Annotated in this window: 17 protein-coding genes, 1 tRNA gene and 1 pseudogene; 7 read left to right on the forward strand and 12 right to left on the reverse strand. The window is 61.7% G+C overall.

The features are described from left to right. Positions 1-352: 352 nt before the first annotated feature. The 3 genes and pseudogenes from QQL28_RS31045 to QQL28_RS31055 form a co-directional block, all read right to left on the reverse strand. Positions 353-1387, reverse strand: coding sequence for a serine/threonine-protein kinase (locus QQL28_RS31045; RefSeq protein ID WP_284271658.1), 1035 nt, complete (start codon positions 1385-1387; stop codon positions 353-355). Continuing rightward, on the reverse strand, positions 1380-1817 hold the full coding sequence (locus QQL28_RS31050; RefSeq protein ID WP_284271659.1) for a hypothetical protein: 438 nt from the start codon (positions 1815-1817) through the stop codon (positions 1380-1382). The genes QQL28_RS31045 and QQL28_RS31050 overlap by 8 nt, the downstream gene beginning before the upstream one ends. 32 nt (positions 1818-1849) lie before the next feature. After that, positions 1850-2135 (reverse strand): annotated as a pseudogene (locus QQL28_RS31055) (hypothetical protein). Between the two features lie 808 nt (positions 2136-2943). Here QQL28_RS31055 and QQL28_RS31060 point away from each other — a divergent pair. The 3 genes from QQL28_RS31060 to QQL28_RS31070 all read left to right on the forward strand — a co-directional run bounded on the left by QQL28_RS31060 (position 2944) and on the right by QQL28_RS31070 (position 5069). Beyond that, positions 2944-3162 carry a hypothetical protein gene (locus QQL28_RS31060; RefSeq protein ID WP_284271661.1) on the forward strand — a complete coding sequence of 73 codons (219 nt, stop codon included), beginning with the start codon at positions 2944-2946 and terminating at the stop codon, positions 3160-3162. Positions 3163-3460: 298 nt separating this feature from the next. Next, positions 3461-3880 (forward strand): CopG family transcriptional regulator, encoded by a 420-nt coding sequence (locus QQL28_RS31065; protein ID WP_284271663.1) that lies wholly within the window; start codon positions 3461-3463, stop codon positions 3878-3880. 4 nt (positions 3881-3884) lie between these two features. After that, positions 3885-5069: an extracellular catalytic domain type 1 short-chain-length polyhydroxyalkanoate depolymerase gene (locus tag QQL28_RS31070; RefSeq protein ID WP_284271664.1), complete on the forward strand. Its 1185-nt coding sequence runs from the start codon at positions 3885-3887 to the stop codon at positions 5067-5069. Positions 5070-5120: 51 nt separating this feature from the next. On the opposite strand, the gene QQL28_RS31075 is transcribed toward QQL28_RS31070, so the two are convergent. The 5 genes from QQL28_RS31075 to QQL28_RS31095 form a co-directional block, all read right to left on the reverse strand. Further along, a complete protein-coding gene (locus QQL28_RS31075) occupies positions 5121-5831 on the reverse strand; it encodes a hypothetical protein (protein ID WP_284271683.1) in 711 nt (236 codons plus the stop codon). After that, positions 5828-6160, reverse strand: a complete 333-nt coding sequence (locus QQL28_RS31080) for a hypothetical protein (RefSeq protein ID WP_284271665.1) — start codon at positions 6158-6160, stop codon at positions 5828-5830. The genes QQL28_RS31075 and QQL28_RS31080 overlap by 4 nt, the downstream gene beginning before the upstream one ends. Positions 6161-6423: 263 nt before the next feature. Then, positions 6424-8328 (reverse strand): AAA family ATPase, encoded by a 1905-nt coding sequence (locus QQL28_RS31085; RefSeq protein ID WP_284271666.1) that lies wholly within the window; start codon positions 8326-8328, stop codon positions 6424-6426. Then, entirely contained in the window at positions 8328-8813 is a 486-nt protein-coding gene (locus tag QQL28_RS31090) for a hypothetical protein (RefSeq protein WP_284271668.1), read from the reverse strand. Before QQL28_RS31090 ends, QQL28_RS31085 begins: the two co-directional genes overlap by 1 nt. Before the next feature lie 367 nt (positions 8814-9180). Continuing rightward, a complete protein-coding gene (locus QQL28_RS31095) occupies positions 9181-10503 on the reverse strand; it encodes a tyrosine-type recombinase/integrase (RefSeq protein WP_284271670.1) in 1323 nt (440 codons plus the stop codon). A gap of 159 nt (positions 10504-10662) precedes the next feature. Between QQL28_RS31095 and QQL28_RS31100 the strand changes: the two genes are divergently transcribed. From QQL28_RS31100 to QQL28_RS31115, 4 genes are all read left to right on the forward strand, one after another. Further along, positions 10663-10741 (forward strand) — tRNA-Gly (locus QQL28_RS31100). 77 nt (positions 10742-10818) lie between these two features. Next, positions 10819-11805 (forward strand): NAD-dependent epimerase/dehydratase family protein, encoded by a 987-nt coding sequence (locus QQL28_RS31105; protein ID WP_284271671.1) that lies wholly within the window; start codon positions 10819-10821, stop codon positions 11803-11805. A gap of 279 nt (positions 11806-12084) precedes the next feature. Further along, the gene (locus QQL28_RS31110; protein WP_284271672.1) at positions 12085-13362 is read left to right on the forward strand and encodes a PQQ-dependent sugar dehydrogenase; all 1278 of its coding nucleotides are present in this window, start codon (positions 12085-12087) and stop codon (positions 13360-13362) included. A 191-nt stretch (positions 13363-13553) separates the two neighbouring features. Continuing rightward, entirely contained in the window at positions 13554-14123 is a 570-nt protein-coding gene (locus tag QQL28_RS31115) for a c-type cytochrome (RefSeq protein WP_284271673.1), read from the forward strand. A gap of 209 nt (positions 14124-14332) precedes the next feature. Here QQL28_RS31115 and panE read toward each other — a convergent pair whose 3' ends face one another. From panE to QQL28_RS31135, 4 genes are all read right to left on the reverse strand, one after another. After that, entirely contained in the window at positions 14333-15256 is a 924-nt protein-coding gene (gene panE, locus QQL28_RS31120; protein WP_284271674.1) for a 2-dehydropantoate 2-reductase, read from the reverse strand. Positions 15257-15443: 187 nt separating this feature from the next. Next, positions 15444-16052 (reverse strand): 2-hydroxychromene-2-carboxylate isomerase, encoded by a 609-nt coding sequence (locus tag QQL28_RS31125; protein ID WP_284271675.1) that lies wholly within the window; start codon positions 16050-16052, stop codon positions 15444-15446. Positions 16053-16148: 96 nt separating this feature from the next. After that, on the reverse strand, positions 16149-17498 hold the full coding sequence (locus QQL28_RS31130; RefSeq protein ID WP_284271676.1) for an MATE family efflux transporter: 1350 nt from the start codon (positions 17496-17498) through the stop codon (positions 16149-16151). 88 nt (positions 17499-17586) lie between these two features. After that, positions 17587-17902, reverse strand: a 316-nt coding sequence (locus QQL28_RS31135; protein WP_284271677.1) for a DUF2239 family protein, incomplete at its 5' end; no start/stop codon positions are given.

The raw sequence follows: 17902 nt of genomic DNA on the forward strand, positions 1-17902 counted from the left end.
AGCCCAAGAATCGGATCGGCGCCGAAACCGGCGCCGAAAATGGGGGATATGTTATAGTCTACGGATAAAAGTAGCGCCTTCGAGTGTGCGGCTGTGGCTACGGCCGCACGTTCGAGCGTCATTAATGTTAGACCAGTTTCTTGTCCAGTGGCAGTCCCCACCGGACCTTTAGGCCGACTTGCGCTGCGGCTTGGCCGCCATCTTCTTGGCGACCGCTTCCTTCGGCTTCTTGCCGTCGATCGGCATCAGCATTTCCTTCTGGCCAGCGGACGCCTTGCGCGGCTTCTTGACAGGCTTGGCGGCCTTCTCGGCTTTCGTCAGCGTGGCCTTGCGGCAGCGCTTCTCTCAAGGCCTACTGATATGTCAGTTGGGCAACCAATCTTTCCATCTGGCGGCGCGCCTCCCGCTCGGTCGCGAACGAGCCGCAGTTGACTCGTTTTCGACGGGAGCCAACGAGATGTTCAATAGATGGCTTCTTACCCGGCACGTACCGAACGAGCTCTACACGTCCATCGTACTCACAGCGCCATTCGTCCGGCGACAGCCGCGCCCAGGGACGGAGAATAGACAAACGTTCAAGTGCCTGACGAAAGTCTGCGGCGCTTTTATAACGCTTAGCTTGATCGCCCGAGCAGGCTCGATTCAAGATGGTTTTCAGCGCCCGGGGCACCCAGTCCGCGTGTCCGAGCCGCTGAGGCAACTTCCCATTAAGGATGTCTTGCCTGAAAGAAGCCTCATCCTTCCGGACGTGACCCCATGCAGGGGTGTTATTCGCAGCCCGTTGCAGCGTCATGCCGGCTGCATAAACGTCGCTCAAGGGCGAGAATTCTTGATTGTTGGCAGCTTCTGGAGAGGCATGGGGCCTATAGAAGAATTCCAAGGCCGTGGCTCCGAGCCCTGATTCCGCATGAATGGCTGTACCGAAATCCGACAGTTTGGCGTTTCTCGGCGCGAGCATGATATTTCCGGGCTTGACGTCCCGGTGAACGAACCCACGTCCATGCGCATACTCTAAAGCGAACAAGATTTGCTTTACGTAAACGATGGAGTCAGCAACCGGCACAAACTCACGCAAGAGCCGATCGCCCAGTGAGCCGCCCTCGATGAATTCCATCTCGATCAACACAGCACCGTTGAATTCGTCCGCCGTATGGATTTTGACGACGTGATCGTGCCCGCAAAGGCTCATCGCCTGAGCCTCGATCAGAGCCCGATGTTGCGACGGATCTCTGACTATCACCACCTTGAGCGCAGAAAATTGCTGAAGATTGTGATTCCACACTTTGAAGACTTGGCCGAATTGCCCGAAACCGAGCATCTGAATGACCTTGTACTTGTTAAGTACAATTTCACCGGGAGTGAGCAGTGGCTTCACCGGATCAGACATCGAGCATCATCCAGGCGCTAAGAGCAGCCAGCTTTGCGTCTCGATCCCATTTGTCTGGACGGCCGACAATGCTGCTATCGCAGGCATCAAATTTATCGCCCGCAATCCCGAGTGCCTTTTTCGTGAAGGACGGCGTGGTGAACTCACGGACCGCCACTCCGCGTTCATGAGCAACGAGGTTCAGGATTCCGAAAGGAAAGCAGAGGTAGGCAACTTGGTCCGCGCTCTTAGCGTTCAGCGTAAGCCTATAGGCAACCTTGCTCGAAGGAAATCGATCTATCAACTCGCCAAACGTTTGCTTGCAATAGTTTGCGAGATCGGGACGACTTTGGCCCGGATTGAACCGATGTCTTCCGCTGTCGACATGTGTCGGCTGATCCCGCGGGCCTTGCAGGACACAGTACCAGATCGTGCCCTTGCTGATGTTCAAACCGAGTGCCGACAATTCCGAAGCCCCAGAAGTTAGGCCAATCCTTCGATGAGTCGCAGACATTCCAAGAGACTTAAAGCGATTTGCCCTGAACCATCAACCAAAGACTGTGGGCGAAGCTTGGCATCGCCGAACTTGCCGGTCGCCGGATCCCCGGTTCGGCTGAATGCGATCGCGGCGGCGCAGCCGGGCTTGCGCTAGAGACTCCTCAGCGCGCATGACGGCCGCGTTGGCGCTCAGGCACTCCATTGCGTCGCCGGCCGCGACACCGTGGTCCGCCAGGACGAATGGAAACGCGACGCAGTAGGCGACGTCCATCGGTCACTCCTTGCGAATCGCGCGATTGGTCCGCCGCCGTCAGGCCGAACCGACGGAAGACTAGGTCTTCGCGTCTTCGGGCCCGTCGGGCGCCGCGTTCGAAGCGACGTACCCGATCCATCCCTCCGATCCCGCGCGACGAAATTCGACGGTCGCCCTGAGCATATCGCGCGAGATGGCCGCCCGGACGGGCAGATGCGGATGATTTTTTTACCTGTGAATTCGATGTCCGAAAGTTCGACCACTGTGCGATTTTTCTTCAGGGGGACTTCCGATGCTCGACGTTGCAACGACGACCCCCCTGCGTGCGTGCGGTCCTCGATGCCGTCTGCGGCGGCGCTTCCCTTCAGCCGAACGGCGTCAAGGCACGTGTCGCCTCGAAACTTCTAGAGGCCGCCGCCTCCGGCCAAGTCACCCTGGCGAATTGAAACGTGAGAGGCGCAAGGCGCTCGCCGAAGCTCCAACCACTGATGACCGCCGGGCGTTCTGTGTATTTCCAGATGACGGTTCTCAAGATCCTAGTTCAGCAGCACACCGTTCAAGACCACGTTCGCGTGGTAGGTTGCGTCCCAAGCGACGTGAACGGTCGTGTTACCGCCGGCTTGGGACAACGCCAGCGAGCCTTCGGCGGCTTCACCGTCCGGATCGAAACGGAACGGAGCAGTCCAAACATGACATCAAACCACCGGACCGACTCCACGGACTTCGTGCTCGACGTCTTGGATTTCATGGAGGAGATGATCCGCGAGGCCATCGAGGACGTAGCTCGCGGGCTGGCGCCATCTGCGAAGCAGCCGGCGCCGTCCCGGTGCTGCGCGGCCGCCTGCGCGAGAACGAGGTCGCGAACGCGCAGTCCATTCTTGCGCTCGGCAACATGATCGAGGAGCGCTGGGCTTCCGAATGGTGGGTCGACCTCGCCAAGACGGATCGTGGCGAATTCGAGCAGATCGCCCGTGATCTCGTCGGTCCGGACGGCCGCCTGGCGATCCTGCGCGGGATCGTGGCAACGGGCCTGGGCTCGTCGTAGCCGGCTTCGACCCCCGGTCATGCGCGTGATTGCCGGTGGCGAAAGCTGGCCGGTCAGGGAAATGAAATCGATTCTCAAGAACGGATAGCCGCGCCCTCCGCGGCATAGATCCGAACCCCCATCCGGCGACGCCAAACCAGCAGTTCAGCCCGATCCGAGCGGAGAGCGCCTCGGGCGTTGGACGTGCTCTTCCAAATCTCACCGGGCCTTCCCGGGCGGTGCCACTTGAAAGCATTCGGCCGACATCCACATACCATCCACAAACCATCCATTTGGATGGTCAACCGGATGGCTGCTTATGGCGAATAATGTACGTGAGTTGCACTCAAAGACCTCGGACACCGAGAAAATCACAATCAACCTTGGCTATGTCGACCTCGGTCAGGTCGATCTAATGGTCCAGGAAGGGTTTTATTCGAACCGGACCGATTTCATCCGGACGGCCATCCGCAACCAGCTCGAACGTCACGCAGACGTCGTCAAGCAGTCCACGGCACGGAAGAGTTTGGATCTCGGTCTGCGGAATTTCAGCCGCGAAGATCTCGAAGAGGCGCGCCGCGCCGGCGAGATGCTGCACATCAACGTTTTGGGGCTCGCGACCATCGCCCACGACGTCACGCCCGATCTCGCCCGCGCCACCATTGCCTCGATCTCGGTGCTGGGGGCCCTCCATGCCACTCCCGCGGTCAAGGCCGCTCTCGCCGACAGAACGAGGTGATGCGATGTTGGATCAGAACATAGTTCGCGAGGCCACTCGCCTCACGCGTGCGGGCCAATTCGTCGAGGCCACCGCGCTCCTGCAGCGCATGCTCCGGGGCGAAAGCGCGCCAGGACCTTCCGATAGCTCTGCTCATGTCGCACCTGCGAGGCTCGAGCCGTCAACCATCGACGTGAAGGCCAACTTCGTCGAGGAGAAGGAAGGCCGACAAGCCACCCAGGCCACTTCTGTGCAGAGGCGCAAACGCGCTGCGCGACTCGACGGGATGCGCGATTTCTCCGGGCTCGGCCTGCGTGGTCCGATCACGCGCGCTCCGCCCTCAACGTCGGATATCGCGCCCGAGGGAACACAATTCATCGCAGGCACTTTCCGCAGCGCGGCCGGAAGCCGAACCTACAAGCTATTCGTCCCGAGTCGCTCTCAAGGACAACCGCTTCCCTTGGTGGTCATGCTTCACGGCTGCACCCAGTCGCCGGACGATTTCGCGGCCGGCACCCGGATGAATTTCCTGGCTGAAGAGCAGAACTGCTTCGTGGTCTATCCAGAGCAGCCCAGCGGAGCCAACCAGGCGAAATGCTGGAACTGGTTTCGCCCCGGCGACCAGCAGCGGGGCGGCGGCGAACCTGCGCTGATCGCGGGGATCACCCGGCAGATCATGCGGGACCATGCGATCGATCCGAAGCGCGTCTACGTCGCGGGCCTGTCGGCCGGCGGGGCTGCCGCCGCCATCATGGGCGCGACGTATGCCGACCTGTACGCGTCTGTCGGGATCCATTCTGGCCTGGCATGTGGCGCGGCAAGCGATCTTCCCTCCGCGTTCATCGCCATGCGGCAGGGGGGCGGGTCAAAAATTGGGGATCGCGGATCGACCGTGCCGACCATCGTTTTCCATGGCGACCGCGACACCACGGTACATCCGACTAACGGCGACCGAATTGTCGAGCAGCCCACCAACGCAGCACGTCCGAAAGCGAAGGTGATCCGAGGACGGGTGCCCCATGGGCACGCCTATACCCGCACGATCCTGACCGACGCGGGCGGGCGTTCCGTCTCTGAGCATTGGAATATTCACGGTGCCGGCCACGCCTGGTCGGGAGGCAGTCCCGCTGGATCCTACACCGATCCGCGAGGCCCGGACGCGACGAGGGAAATGCTACGCTTCTTCCTCGAGCATTTGCTCCCAGTTTGATCGAGCTTCACAGCGCGCTCAGATCGTCGGGCACTTCGCCGAACTTCCGGATCACCTTGGCGTCGCCGAAGTCGCCGCTCGACGGGTCGCCGGTCCGAGAGAAGGCGACCGCGCCGCCGTTTGCGCGGCGCTGCTGTCGACCGCGTATTTTGCAACGCTGGACGCCGACGAATCGCAGCCGGGGCCAAAAGGGGGATAGGGATAGTAACCGATGCCCTCGCGGCTCATCCGCTGAGCAGCGTATTGGCACGCGGCCCAACATTCAACAAGCGTATCAGGATATACTTTGACCCAACGAAAGCCACCACGGACAGGTTCACTCCTATTGTATGTCTGTGCCATGTGAATGGCTTCCCTATAGTGGCGTGTCACGACAGGGGTTGAGCCAAATACGAAAACGAGCATTTCGCGGACGAGCGGCCTAGAAACTGGCGCGCGATAAATCAGCCACAACTTGGTATATTGAAGCTGACATACGTGGACGTCGACCCCGTCAATGGTGGCCCGGTATACCTCGGCACTGACGCGCTGCCACTCACACGGCTTATTCTTGTTGGGCCGGAAGCCCGTGCTTCGAAGCCAATAGTGGCTCGGCATAACTGCTCCTCTCGCTAGCGGAAGTTGTCCAAGGTTGAGGTCGATCTGATCGCGATCCAGCACTTCTTCAAACTTGAAGCGCGAAAACTCGTTCTTGAACGTCTTCCAGTCCTGAAGGGGAACGCCCGGGTGGGCTGGGTCAAAAAAGTTCGGCGGAGTGCTCATGGGGTCACCTTTTTACCTTTTTGATGTTGATGAAGCGGCAAAGGAGACTGCCCGCGGACGGGTTTCGCCCAGCCGCGAGTGACGGTGTCGCGGAAGCCGCCCGGCATCAGGCGGCGGGACTGGATCGGGATGAACTTCAGGTCCCGCATGATCGCCGCCAGCCGGCGCGCGTTGCTGGTCGTGCGGCGCGCTCCTACGAGGTCGAGGAGTGCAGCGCTGCTTACGGCCTCCACGCCGGCGAGGGCGTTGGCGATGATCTTCCGCCAGGGATCGGCGGGCGGGGCATCGAGCTGTTCGCCTGATTGGCGCACTCTTTCAATGAAGGACATGAGTACCTCCCGGGGATGAGAAGCCTGCGCTGGTCGATCCGTGACGCTTCGGGCGGCTAATGAACTCGACAGGCTCGGCAAGGGCGTAGCCAAGAACGTCAGCGGACGACCTTGCGATGGCGATCGGCACGAGATGTGCCCAATGCAGGTGGTGAGGGCGGCAGGCGGTCAATCGCCCCCCTAAAGGGGGGCGATTGACCACCACCACTGCCGCGGGGAATTGGTCAATCAATTGACCGGGAATTGACCAATTGACCACTGGGCTAGGCGGCGACTTCGGGGTCGGCTGCATTGACGTCTCCGTTAGTAGTGAGTGAAGGATTGACCTGAAGCCCCTTCAACCTCCGAAACCGACCTCCATCGATCTCGAGGGTTTGCACAGCGTTATCGTTCTTCAGCTGCTTGATTATGGCTTTGACCACGACTTCGAGATCGGCAGGCGACCATTGCATTGGCGCAATGGCATGTCGCGCAGCTTCCATGGCGTCGGGAAGGAGTGCGCGCTCATTCTCGGCACCGCTGGCGACAGGACTGTAGGGGTAGTGCTGACCATCGATTGCCTTGCCGCGCTTGACCAAATCCAGAATGGCCGCCCGGATCTTTGCTTCGTTGGTCGGCCCGGTCCCCGATGTCTGGAGGGGCAAGTTCACCCGGACGACAGCTTGGACGTTGTCTCCAAATGGGTACGTTGGCGGCTCTGCGTTCGGCAGCTCCACGCTGTGCAGTTGGTAAAAGGGCGGCTCGCTGCCGCGGGGAGCAAGGTTGGATTTCGCGTCCACCAACTTGAGGTACTTGAAGCGCTCAGAATGCGGTACGCCAAGCTTCAGCGCCTCGTCGGCCGATAGCGTCACGGGCATGATCGCTCGACGCGCCAGGTTCACGATCGCCGCCGCACCACTGATCGCCTCGGCGCTCCCGGCCTCACCACCTTTCCGGTTGTGGTGCACGATGAGCATCGCGCAGTCAAATTCGGCCGCGAGGCCCTTCAACGCGCGCATGACGAGCGACATGCCTGCGTTGTCGTTCATGTTGCCGCTACCGCACAAGGCAACAAGGGGATCGAGTACGACGACATCTGGTGAAAATGTCTGGAGCGCTTCCCGCAGCTTGGTGAAGCCCGCCTCGTCAAGTTCGGAGTGCCCCTTCAGGTTCGTGCGCAGCAGCGAGAGACGTTGGACACAGGGGTTATCGGCGCCGGCGACGAAGAGGCGGCCCAATTCGTGTTCGGTGATCCCGTGGGCCATGCAAAATGCCCATACCCGACGCTTGATCTCTTCGCCGCTATCCTCGGCGTTGATCAGGAGCACTTTCAGGTCGCCGCCGCGGATTTTTTCTTCCAGGAGTTCCTTGCCGGTGGTGATCGACACCGCCATGCCAATAGCAAGGGACGACTTGCCAACCCCGCCAGGCGACCCCAAAACGGTGATCTCACCGCGGACCAGGTCGTAACCGTACAAGGTGCGACGGTGCCGAATGTTCGAGAACGTCACCCTCAGGTCTGCTGGCGACCACGTCGTGGTACCCGGCGCCGCTATGAAGTCGACGTGCCCGGACCACCCGTGCTTCTTGGCGAGGTCGAACACTGTTGCAATTGTTATTGGAACATCCCGATCAAAAGCCTCCTTCTTGTACCGGTTCCATCGTCGCCGATTTTCTTCTCGGTCGTACCCAGGCGCATTACGGGAGATGTCGTCCAGCACCGTCCAGAGGTCTGCCTCGCTCGCCGGGAAAATCGCTGCCTCTCTAGCAAAACCACGCGCAACGCGAACCCAATCGTGCTCGGTCGCGAGCGCCGCTGGAGGGATTATGCGCGCTGCCGATCGGATTTCTTCGACATCGGCTTCGAGCCCATCTGAAAGGCGATCACGGGCGTACTTAAAAATCTCTTGGACGGCTGGGTCACACACCGTGGTGGGTGTGATTGTGTCTTCGGGTCGAACTGCGAAATCTTCGCGGGCGATGTGGGGAGACTTCGCAAGCGATATCGATGTTGTCGGCGAGACCGTCGGGGAGTACTGAGGCAAGTGGGGCTGGATCGCCGCCGATCCTCCGAGCGCCGTCGTAAGTTCGTGGACTGAATAGCGCCGGGGTGCACCCTCGCGCGGTTCTAAGCTGACTAACCGAGGATTATTCGGGTCCTTGAGGTGCAGCGTACCGGGAAGGCGCATTACGCGGGCAGGTCGTTGATGGACTTGTCGGTCCCCAACTTGTCAATGAGGTACTTCTGGATGTCGGAGAATTCATCGAGCGGAAGGCTCGTCAGGAAGTAGTAGTGCTTGCCTCGCCCGGTCCAAACGACGACGCTAGGGCTAAGTCCAGAAGCAGAGAGGACCTCCTCGCACCGCCGCACTTGCTCGGGGCCATCTGCATCAACAAACAGCGATCTCACTCGCGTGATGTTCTTTGTGCGCCGGCCCTCACCGTCGGTCTTGTTGATGGTGACGAACACGCCGGTCTGGCGCTGCTCGTTATTCAAGAACTCGACCTTGCGCCACGCCTCCTCCAAGCTGCCGTGAAAGGTTTCGGCACCCCCCTTGCTAGTGTCACCAATGAACTGGAACGTGAATTTCTCCGCCGCAGGATCGAGCAGCGTGAGAAATTCACGCGCCATCTGCCTATTGTGCGCGATCGGGGCAGTCACAGCGGCGCTCATAGCTTGCTCGGATCGGAGGCATCGCAAAGCGAAGCAGTCTTTGACGCGACGATTGCGGCGTGCCGTGCCCCCTCCGAGGTCGAACGCATGCGCGGGCCAAGCTTCGACGCGACCCACTGATCAAGATCGGCGGGATCGTAAAGAGGGACGCGGTTCATGCGCCGGAACGGAGGCCCGCCGCCAACTACCGCCAGCTTGGCGAGGGTGCTGGGGGCGTATTCCAGTCCGAATTTTTCGCGCAAATAGGCCGAAGCCACTTTCCGCCTAAGAAACTTTATAGCGTCCATGGTGTCACCTTTCAGAAATTCCCCGCGATTGCGGGTAAGGTTGACACCGAGTGAACGGCGGAAGTCTTAAGGCAGGGCTATTAAAGCGTTAATACTTTCCACACATTTCTCGGGCCGCCCGGAGTGCACTCAATCGCTTCCATCACCGGCGCGTTAGCGGGGCGCGACGCCGCTGAGGTCGTGTTGCCGTCCAACGCTGCGGCTATTCGAGCCGAAACTTCGTTCGCCGCGGCCACGAGTGCACTGTCGGGGACGTGAGCGTACCTGGCTGTGACGCCGGGTACGCGATGTCCGAGAAGTCCTGCTATCGTCAGCTCGGAGAAGCCCATCTCAGCAGCGGTCGCGGCGAAAGAATGTCGGAGCACGTGGACCGTAATCCCCACCAGTCCAGCACGCTTGCAGATGCGCTTGAGTATTTTTGGCAGGCCGATGAAGTGCCCGTTTCCATGCGATGCCGGGAAAACCCATGGAAACGCACTGCTCTCCGACTGGATTTCGATTGAGCGAAGCGCGGCGTCTCCCATAGGGCGAAGTTGCGCTCCGCTCTTGCTATCGGCCAGTCGGAGGCAGTGCATTCGGTAATCGACGGCCGTTTTAATAAGGCTCAGACACTCAGTGCGGCGAAGCCCCGACAACAGCAGCAGACGGATCGCGGCGACGCCGGTCTTGCTCTCGCCTGCTGCCTCTGCCGTACGGACAGCCTGCCCGAGCTTGGCAATCTCTTCGATGTTCAGGAAGCGCTGCTGCTTGCCGTCCGGGGGACGGCGCACGTCTTTCGCCGGGTTTTCTTTGATGATCTTCAGCGTCTTGCGCGCGTATTCAAGAATTGTGACCAGCATACCGAGAGTGCGCCCAGCTACACCGCGGCCCCCAGACGCGACGCCCCCACGTCCCTTGGGCTTTCTAGGTTTGGCCGTCTTGCCAGCGATGATGTCCGACTTCATCCGCTCCACGTCGGCAGTGGTCAAGGTGCGCACGGTTAGATGGCCGATGAGCGGTTTGACGTGCGTCTCTATCCGGCTTCGATCCGCCGCGAGGGTGGATGCCTTGATGCGCCCCCTTGCCTGTTCAAGGTAAAGATCACACAGTTGTGAAAGCGAAATTGCTGCGCGTAGTGTTCGCCGTTGCGCGGAAGGATCGCCGCCGCCGGCAACCTCTCGCAGCCGATCACCGGCCAGGCGGCGCGCCTCATCGGGCGTAAGCGTCGCGACGCTGGCGATCTTTAGCCGCCGCGTACGTCCTTCAGCATTCCGATATTGGATGAGATAGCAGGCAGCCCCACTGCCCTTCATCCGGACACCAAACCCTTTAAGAGCGCCATCGCCGGCGTCCCACGCGAATATGTCTTTTCCCGTGGGGTCTGGTCGAAGAGCATCGATGACGCGTTTGGTGAGCTTGGGCATAGTGGTCTCCTAGGCCACTGACCCGTCGGGGCGCCTCGAACGCGGGGAAGCCGGGGGGAAGTGTCGGGAAGCAAACGGGGGTAAACTTGGTCTGAGTCGCGTAACGGACGGAAATCGAAAAAGCTATGTGCTATCAATAAGAAGCAACTGACGGTAATGGCGGGAAAGCATGGGAAATGCATCGACCTTAGCCTTGCCAAGGTCGGGGTCGAGGGTTCGAGCCCCTTCGCCCGCTCCAATTTCTCCCAGCGTCAAGCCTGATAGGACCGGTTCGCCTTTGGGCGGCTCCGTCCGGGACGTACGTTGGACGCGGGAATGACAATTCTGGTCACCGGTAGCGCAGGCCATCTCGGAGAAGCCATTCTCCGGACCTTGCGGGGGCTTGACTGGCCTTTGCATGGGGTTGATTTGCAGAAACCGGAGTTCACCGACCAGGTGGGCTCGATCGTCGATCCCACCTTCGTGCGGGCCGCGATGGGCGGCGTCACGGCCGTCATCCATACCGCCACCCTGCACAAGCCGCATGTTGCCACGCATTCCAGGCAGGACTTCATCGACACCAACATCACCGGCACGCTCAACCTGCTCGAGGCGGCGGTTGCCGCCGGCGTGAAGAGCTTCGTCTTCACCAGCACCACCAGCGCGTTCGGCTCGCAGCTCCGGCCGGAGGCGGGGAGCGCCGCGGTCTGGGTCACCGAGGATCTGCCGTCGGTGCCGAAGAACATCTATGGCACCTCCAAGCTGATGGCCGAAAATCTCTGCGAGCTGTTCTTTCGCGAGCGCGGGCTTCCCGTCATCGTCCTGCGCACCTCCCGCTTCTTTCCGGAGGAGGACGACGATGCGGTGGCGCGGGCGAGCTATGGGACCGAGAACGCGCAGGCCAACGAGCTGCTTTATCGCCGGCTGGATATAGCGGACGCGGTGAGCGCGCATCTGCTCGCCGTCGAGCGCGCGCCTCACATCGGCTTTGCGCGCTACATCGTGTCGGCGACGAGCCCGTTCACGCAAAGCCACCTCAAAGCCCTGGCGGAGGATGCGGCAAGCGTTGTGCGCACGCTCTATCCCGATTGCGCAGAACTCTATGCGGCGCGGGGCTGGCGCCTGTTTTCGACCATCGACCGCGTCTACGTCAACGATCGCGCGCGCCGCGAATTGGGTTGGCGGCCCGCATTCGACTTTGCCCATGTGCTGAGCAGCCTGCGCGGAGCAAGCGACTTTCGTAGCACGCTGGCACGTCAAGTCGGCTCAAAAGGTTATCATGACACGGTCTTCGACAGTGGGCCTTATCCCGTAGTCTCATAATTCTCATCGCGTGCACGCAGCGCATCTGCCTGCGAAATAGTCGCTCGCCCATGTTTTCGCGTTGCAGCGAGAACGTGCGCATCGGCGAGGCACGCATGCGGAGAAGTTCTCTCTCAATTTTTATTGAGGCTCACCCATGCGCGCGCCGCACGCTTCTCACTGCTTGCAGATGTGCTAACCTTTTCGCGTCTGCCTCTGTCGACAGACTCCGAACTTCGCCTCTCGAATAGCAAAACAATAACGGTGTGGCCGCCACGGCCGCCTTAGGGGAGTGACGCGATGAAAACCGTATTCCATCGATCCATCTTTGCGTTTGCGGCGGTTGCCCTGCTCGCGGGGACAAGCGTCGTGAATGCGCAGCAGCAACAGGACAAGAACCGGGCGCTGAAGAAATACGAGTCCGGCACCAAGGAGTTTTGGACGCATCCGCCGGATGACTGGTTCTTGGGGGATGAGACCGAGGCGCAGAAGGGTCTAGCGCCGCCATCGGGGCCGCCGACCGGCGCATCCGAAGCCGAGCTCGCCAACATCGTGAAGAAGATCAAGCTTCCGGCAGGCTTCAAGATCGAGGTCTGGGCGCCCGGCGTTCTCGCCGCTCGGCAGATGGCCTGGGGCGACAAGGGCACGCTGTTCGTCGGCTCGTTCGGCCTCGGCAACGTCTATGCGATCAAGGACAATGGCGGCAAGCGCGAGGTCAAGACCGTCCTCAAGGGTCTGAACATGCCGACCGGCCTCACCTTCAAGGACGGCGCGCTCTATGTCATCGCCGTCGACAAGCTGATCCGCTACGACAACGCCGAAGCCAATCTCGACAATCTCGGCCAGGGCAAGGTCGTCTATGACGACATGCCGTCCTATGCCGCGCATGGCTGGAAGTACATCGCGACCGACAAGGATGGCTGGTTCTTCCTGCCGTTCGGACCGCCCTTCAACGTCGGCATTCCGCCGACCAGCGTCTCGCAGATCCGGCGCGTCGATCCCAAGACCGGCAACGCCGAAGTCTGGGCGCTCGGCGTCCGCAACTCGGTCGGCGGCGACGTCGATCCGCGCAGCGGCAAATACTGGTTCACCGAGAACGCGCGTGACTGGGTCAGCGACGATCTGCCCAGCGACAAGCTGAACATGATCTCCAAGATCGGCGAGCACTTCGGCTATCCCTATTGCCACCAGGGCGATCTGCCGGACCCGAAATTCGCGATGGGTCACAAGTGCTCGGAGTTCACGCCGCCCGTGCTGAATCTCGGCGCGCACGTCGCTCCGCTCGGCATGAAGTTCTATACTGGCGACCAGTTCCCCGCCGAGTACAAGAACAACATCCTGATCGCCGAGCACGGCTCCTGGAACAGGCACAAGTACCAGGGCGCGCGCATCGTGCGCGTGATCGTCGGACCCGACGGCAAGAACCCCAAGCAGGAGGTGTTCGCCTCCGGCTGGCTCGAAGGCGACCAGGGCTATCTCGGCCGTCCCAACGACATCGTCCTCGCCAAGGATGGCTCGATCCTCGTTGCCGACGACTGGGCCGGCGCGATCTACCGCATCAGCTACAGCAAGAAGTAGCGCGGTGTGAGACTGGAGGCTGCGGTTGCCGTCAAGGCGGCCGCAGCCTCTCTCGCGAGATGCGAGACCGACGGAACGGAACGCGTTCGTCATGCCCGGACTTGATCCGGGCATCCATCCCAACGAGAAACTTTTGCAATGCACGATGGATTGCCGGGTCAAGCCCGGCAATGACAGTCGGAGAAAACGATATGCGCGTTGTTTCGTTCGCAATGTTGTCGGCTGTTCTAGTCACGTCATTCGCACACGCTGCCGACGTCAAGGAGAAGGCCGCGGTCTGCGCCGGCTGTCACGGCGACAACGGCATCTCGCAGACCGAGAACATCCCCTCGCTTGCCGGTCAGCCGGATCAGTTCTTGCAGTGGCAGCTCGTGTTCTTCCGCGCCGGCTCGCGCAAGAACGAGCAGATGCAGCCGATCGTGGAAGAGATCACCAACGAGGATATCCGCAGTCTCGGCGCCTATTTTTCGCAGCTGACGCCGCCGAAGGGCCCCGAAGACAAGGATCCCGACCTGTCGAAGAAGGGCAAGGAAGCCGCCACCGGGCGTCGCTGCGCCTCATGCCACACCGACAGCTATGCCGGCACCAAGGCCGTCGCGCGCCTTGCCGGCCAGCGCGAGGAATATCTGGTGAAGGCTCTGCACGACTACAAAGCGGGCCTGCGCGTCGGCGGCGGCGTCGCCGCCATGGCCGACATCGCCTATTCGCTCAGCGAGGAGGAAATCACCGCGCTCGCGCATTATCTCGCGCATTTGCAGTAGCGGGAAGTGTAAGCAGCAAACTCCGTCGTCGTTCCGGACGCGAGCGCCAAAAACTCCGCCGTCGTCCCGGCGAAGGCCGGGACCCATAACCACAGGATTGGGCTGGCGAAGATTCGCGGTTACAGCTCGTGCCATAACCACTCCCTGTGGCTATGGGTACCGGGCTCGCGCTGCGCGCGCCCCGGGACGACGGTCGAGTGTGTGGCTAGCTACACCGCCCGCTGCTTCTCATACGCCTTCAAATGCGTATAGGCGATGCGCAGTTTTGGCACCGGCACTTTCGCAGCATCGGCGCGCGCGATGAGGTCGCCGATGATGTGATCGGCCTCGACGGGCAGGCCCGCCTTGATGTCGCGGAACATCGACGCGGTCATCGGCGAGCCTTCGGTGGTGATCAAGCCCTTGACCCGCTCGAAGAACGGCCCGCCGGGCGCATAGCCCGATGCGGTCGCAGTCGCGCTGGTCTCATCGAGCATGCCCAGGAGAAAATCCTTGCCGCCGGCGACCGCCAGGATGTTGCCGACCGAGGTGCGCATCAGGCTGGTCGACGCCGCGAGCGAGGAGAGAAACACCCACTTCTCCCACATGTCCTGCATGATGTTCTGGCTCGCGCCGGCGCCGGCGATGCCACTCGTGAAGACTTCGTCGATCGCCTTCACCCGCGCCGACAGTTTTCCGTCGCGCTCGCCGTAATTGATCGACTGCATCGGCTGGAGCTGCACCACCTCGCGCTTCTCGTTCAGCGTCGCCGCGATGGCGCAGAGCCCGCCGAGCACGCGCTCGGCGCCGAACTTCTGGTCCAGCACGTCGAGATGCCGCATGCCGTTGAGCACGGGAATGATCGTCGTGTTCGGCCCGACCGCCGGCGCGAACGATTTGATGGCATCGTCGAGGTCGAACGCCTTGCAGCTCAGCAGCACGACATCGAATTTCTCGGTGAGCTTGTCCGCCTGCACCGCCGGCGGATCCGTCAGCCGCGCATCGCCGTTCGGGCTTTTGATGACGAGGCCGGCGCTCGCAAGCTCGCTCGCGCGCCGTGGCCGCACCAGGAAGGTGACGTCGCGCCCGGCCTGCAACAGCCTGCCACCAAAATAGCCGCCGATGGCGCCGGCGCCGACCACGAGAATGCGCATGGGGATGTTTCCTTCTTGTTGCTTCTTCGGACTCGTCTGGCGAAGGCCAGGACCGCTACCCTCATTGCTTGATGTCGGACAAGCCGGGGACTCGGTTCACCGCAACCGCGACGTTCGGTGGCTATGGGGTCCTGGCCTTCGCCAGGACGACATCCGGGAGATAGCTCGCTTCGCGCCGGAGGAGGGATCACTTTCCCGACACCATCTCCTCGACCTCGCGCAGCTGCTCCTTGCCGAAGAACATCTCGTTGCCGACGAAGAAGGTCGGCGAGCCGAACGCGCCACGGGCGACGGCCTCCTCGGTGTTCTTGATCAGTCTTGCCTTCACCTCGCCCTCCTGGGCGCGGGCGAACAGCTTTTGGGCGTCGAGGCCCGAGGACGCGAGCGCCTTCATCGCGACCTCGGGATCGTCCATCTTCTTCGGCTCGCGCCACATGTGGTGGAACGCGGCCTCGACATATTGTTCGAACACGCCTTCGAGCTGCGCCGCGATCGCGGTTCGCATCAGGTTCAGCGTGTTGACGGGAAAGAACGGGTTCCAGACATAGGGCTGCACGTGGAAGCGCTTGATGAAGCGCCCGGTTTCGACCTCCTGGAATTCGCGCTTGTTCTTGATGCCGGCGAGTGTCTCGGCCGGCGACTTGTTGTTGGTCGCCTTGAAGATGCCGCCGAGCAGGATCGGCACATACTCGAATTTCACGCCGGTCCGCGCCTCGATCGCAGGGATCGCCTCATGACTGAGATACGCATTGGGGCTGCCGAAATCGAACAGGAATTGTGGGGCCGCGCGCGTCAAATCCGTCCTCCCGTGTGCTCGCTTTGTACGCATTGTGGCGCAGCAGGCATGGCAGGTCTACTGTTTAATGATGATCGTCATACTCTGGTGAGGGTATCAGATCAGACGCCGGACTGCGCGCTTTCGCCACACCAGCAGGTAATAGCCCATCTGCAGAATGAACATGGCGGAGAATGTGATCGGATAGGCGGCCCAGACGCCTTCGACCCCGATCATGCGGCTGAGCGCGATCGCGGACGGTACCTCGATCCCCATGATCGCGAAGGTCGAGATCAGGAGCGGCAGCCAGACCGTCCCGCTCGCGCGCATCGCCGCGGAGAACACCGTCGCCATGCCGAACAGCACCGCACTCCACAGCACGATGTGAAGCAGGTTCTGCGCGAGCGCGAGAACCGCAGCATCGGTGATGAAAAAGCCTATCACCGATCGCGAGAACAGATACCCGAGCACGACCAGGGCGCCGGTCAATGCGAGGTTCATCTCGATGCCGGTGCGAACGATCGCACCGATCTGCCTGGCTTCGTTGCGGCCGATCGCCTGGGCGCCGAGAATCGAGACCGAGATTGCGATCGACAGCGCGGGGAACTGCACGCAAGACATTATCTGATTGACGGCGCCGTAGGCTGCGGTGGCGTCGGAGCCGAAGCCATTGACGAGGCCGAGCAGCACCAGCTCCGCCACCGACATCACCACCATGCCGATGGCGGCCGGGATGCCGAGGCGCAGCAGCGTCGGCAACAGCGCCAGGTCAGGCCGCATCGCGCGCGCCAGCGTGCTGCCGAGCCTCAGCACGTGCTTGCGGCGGCGGAGATGAAAGGCGAGCCACACGAGCGTGAGCACGCTGGATACGACCGATCCACAGGCCGCGCTGACGATGCCGAGCCGGGGCAGGCCGAACCAGCCAAGGATCAGCGCCGGCGTTGCCACGAGACCGATCGCGGCCGAGATCACCAGTGCCACGAGCGGTGTAACGGCGTCGCCGACGCCGCGCAGCATTGCTGTCATGAGCATGAAGACGAAGATCAAGGGCATCGAGACCATCATGATGCGCGCATAGGAGGTCGCAGGGCCCATGATGTCCGGAGGCGTCGCCAGCGCGATCACGAGATCGTCGGCGAACAGCCCGCCAAACAGTGCGATCGCAGCAGCGAGCAGCAGTCCGACCGCCAACGTCGTTCCTGCGATGGCCTTCACCTGCTCGGGCCGGCCGGCGCCCCAGGCCTGTCCGATCAGCACCGTCGCACCCGAGCTCAAGCCCATGACAAAGGCCATGAAGAAGAACATCACCGGGAAAAATACCGAGACGGCGGCGAGCGCGTCGACCCCGATCATCTGGCCGAGATAGACATTGTTGATGGTGCCGAACAGCGATTGCAGGATGTTGCTCAGCATCATCGGCGCGAGGAAGATGGCGAAGGTCTTTCGAAGCGGCGGAGACGTCGACACGGTTGTTCCTTTCGATTGGGCATGCACGGCCGTTGCCGCGCAAGGCAGCGCGGCTGCGGTCGTTGATCTCGCTGAAAAAGGCTTCCGCTTACGCGCGGTCGCTGCCTGCAAGTTTCACGATGTGATCGCGGATGTCGGCGGGCCAGTCGGCGATCTCGCCTGCGAAGCGCCGCCGATCGCCTGCGAACAGCGCGCGCGAGGCCTCCTCGAAATGCGCGAGATTGCCGGCCATCGCCGACATGAAGTGGTAGGCGGCATCGCGGGCCTGCCGCTCGCGGTCGCGATCGCCGCCGGCGCGTCGCGCCTCGTCGACGAGCTTGCGCAGCGCGACCGAGGCGCCGCCCGGCTGCGCGTTGAGCCATTCCCAGTGCCGCGGCAGCAGAGTCACCTCGCGCGCCACGACG

The sequence above is a fragment of the Bradyrhizobium iriomotense genome (assembly GCF_030160715.1).
Classification (GTDB): domain Bacteria; phylum Pseudomonadota; class Alphaproteobacteria; order Rhizobiales; family Xanthobacteraceae; genus Bradyrhizobium; species Bradyrhizobium iriomotense.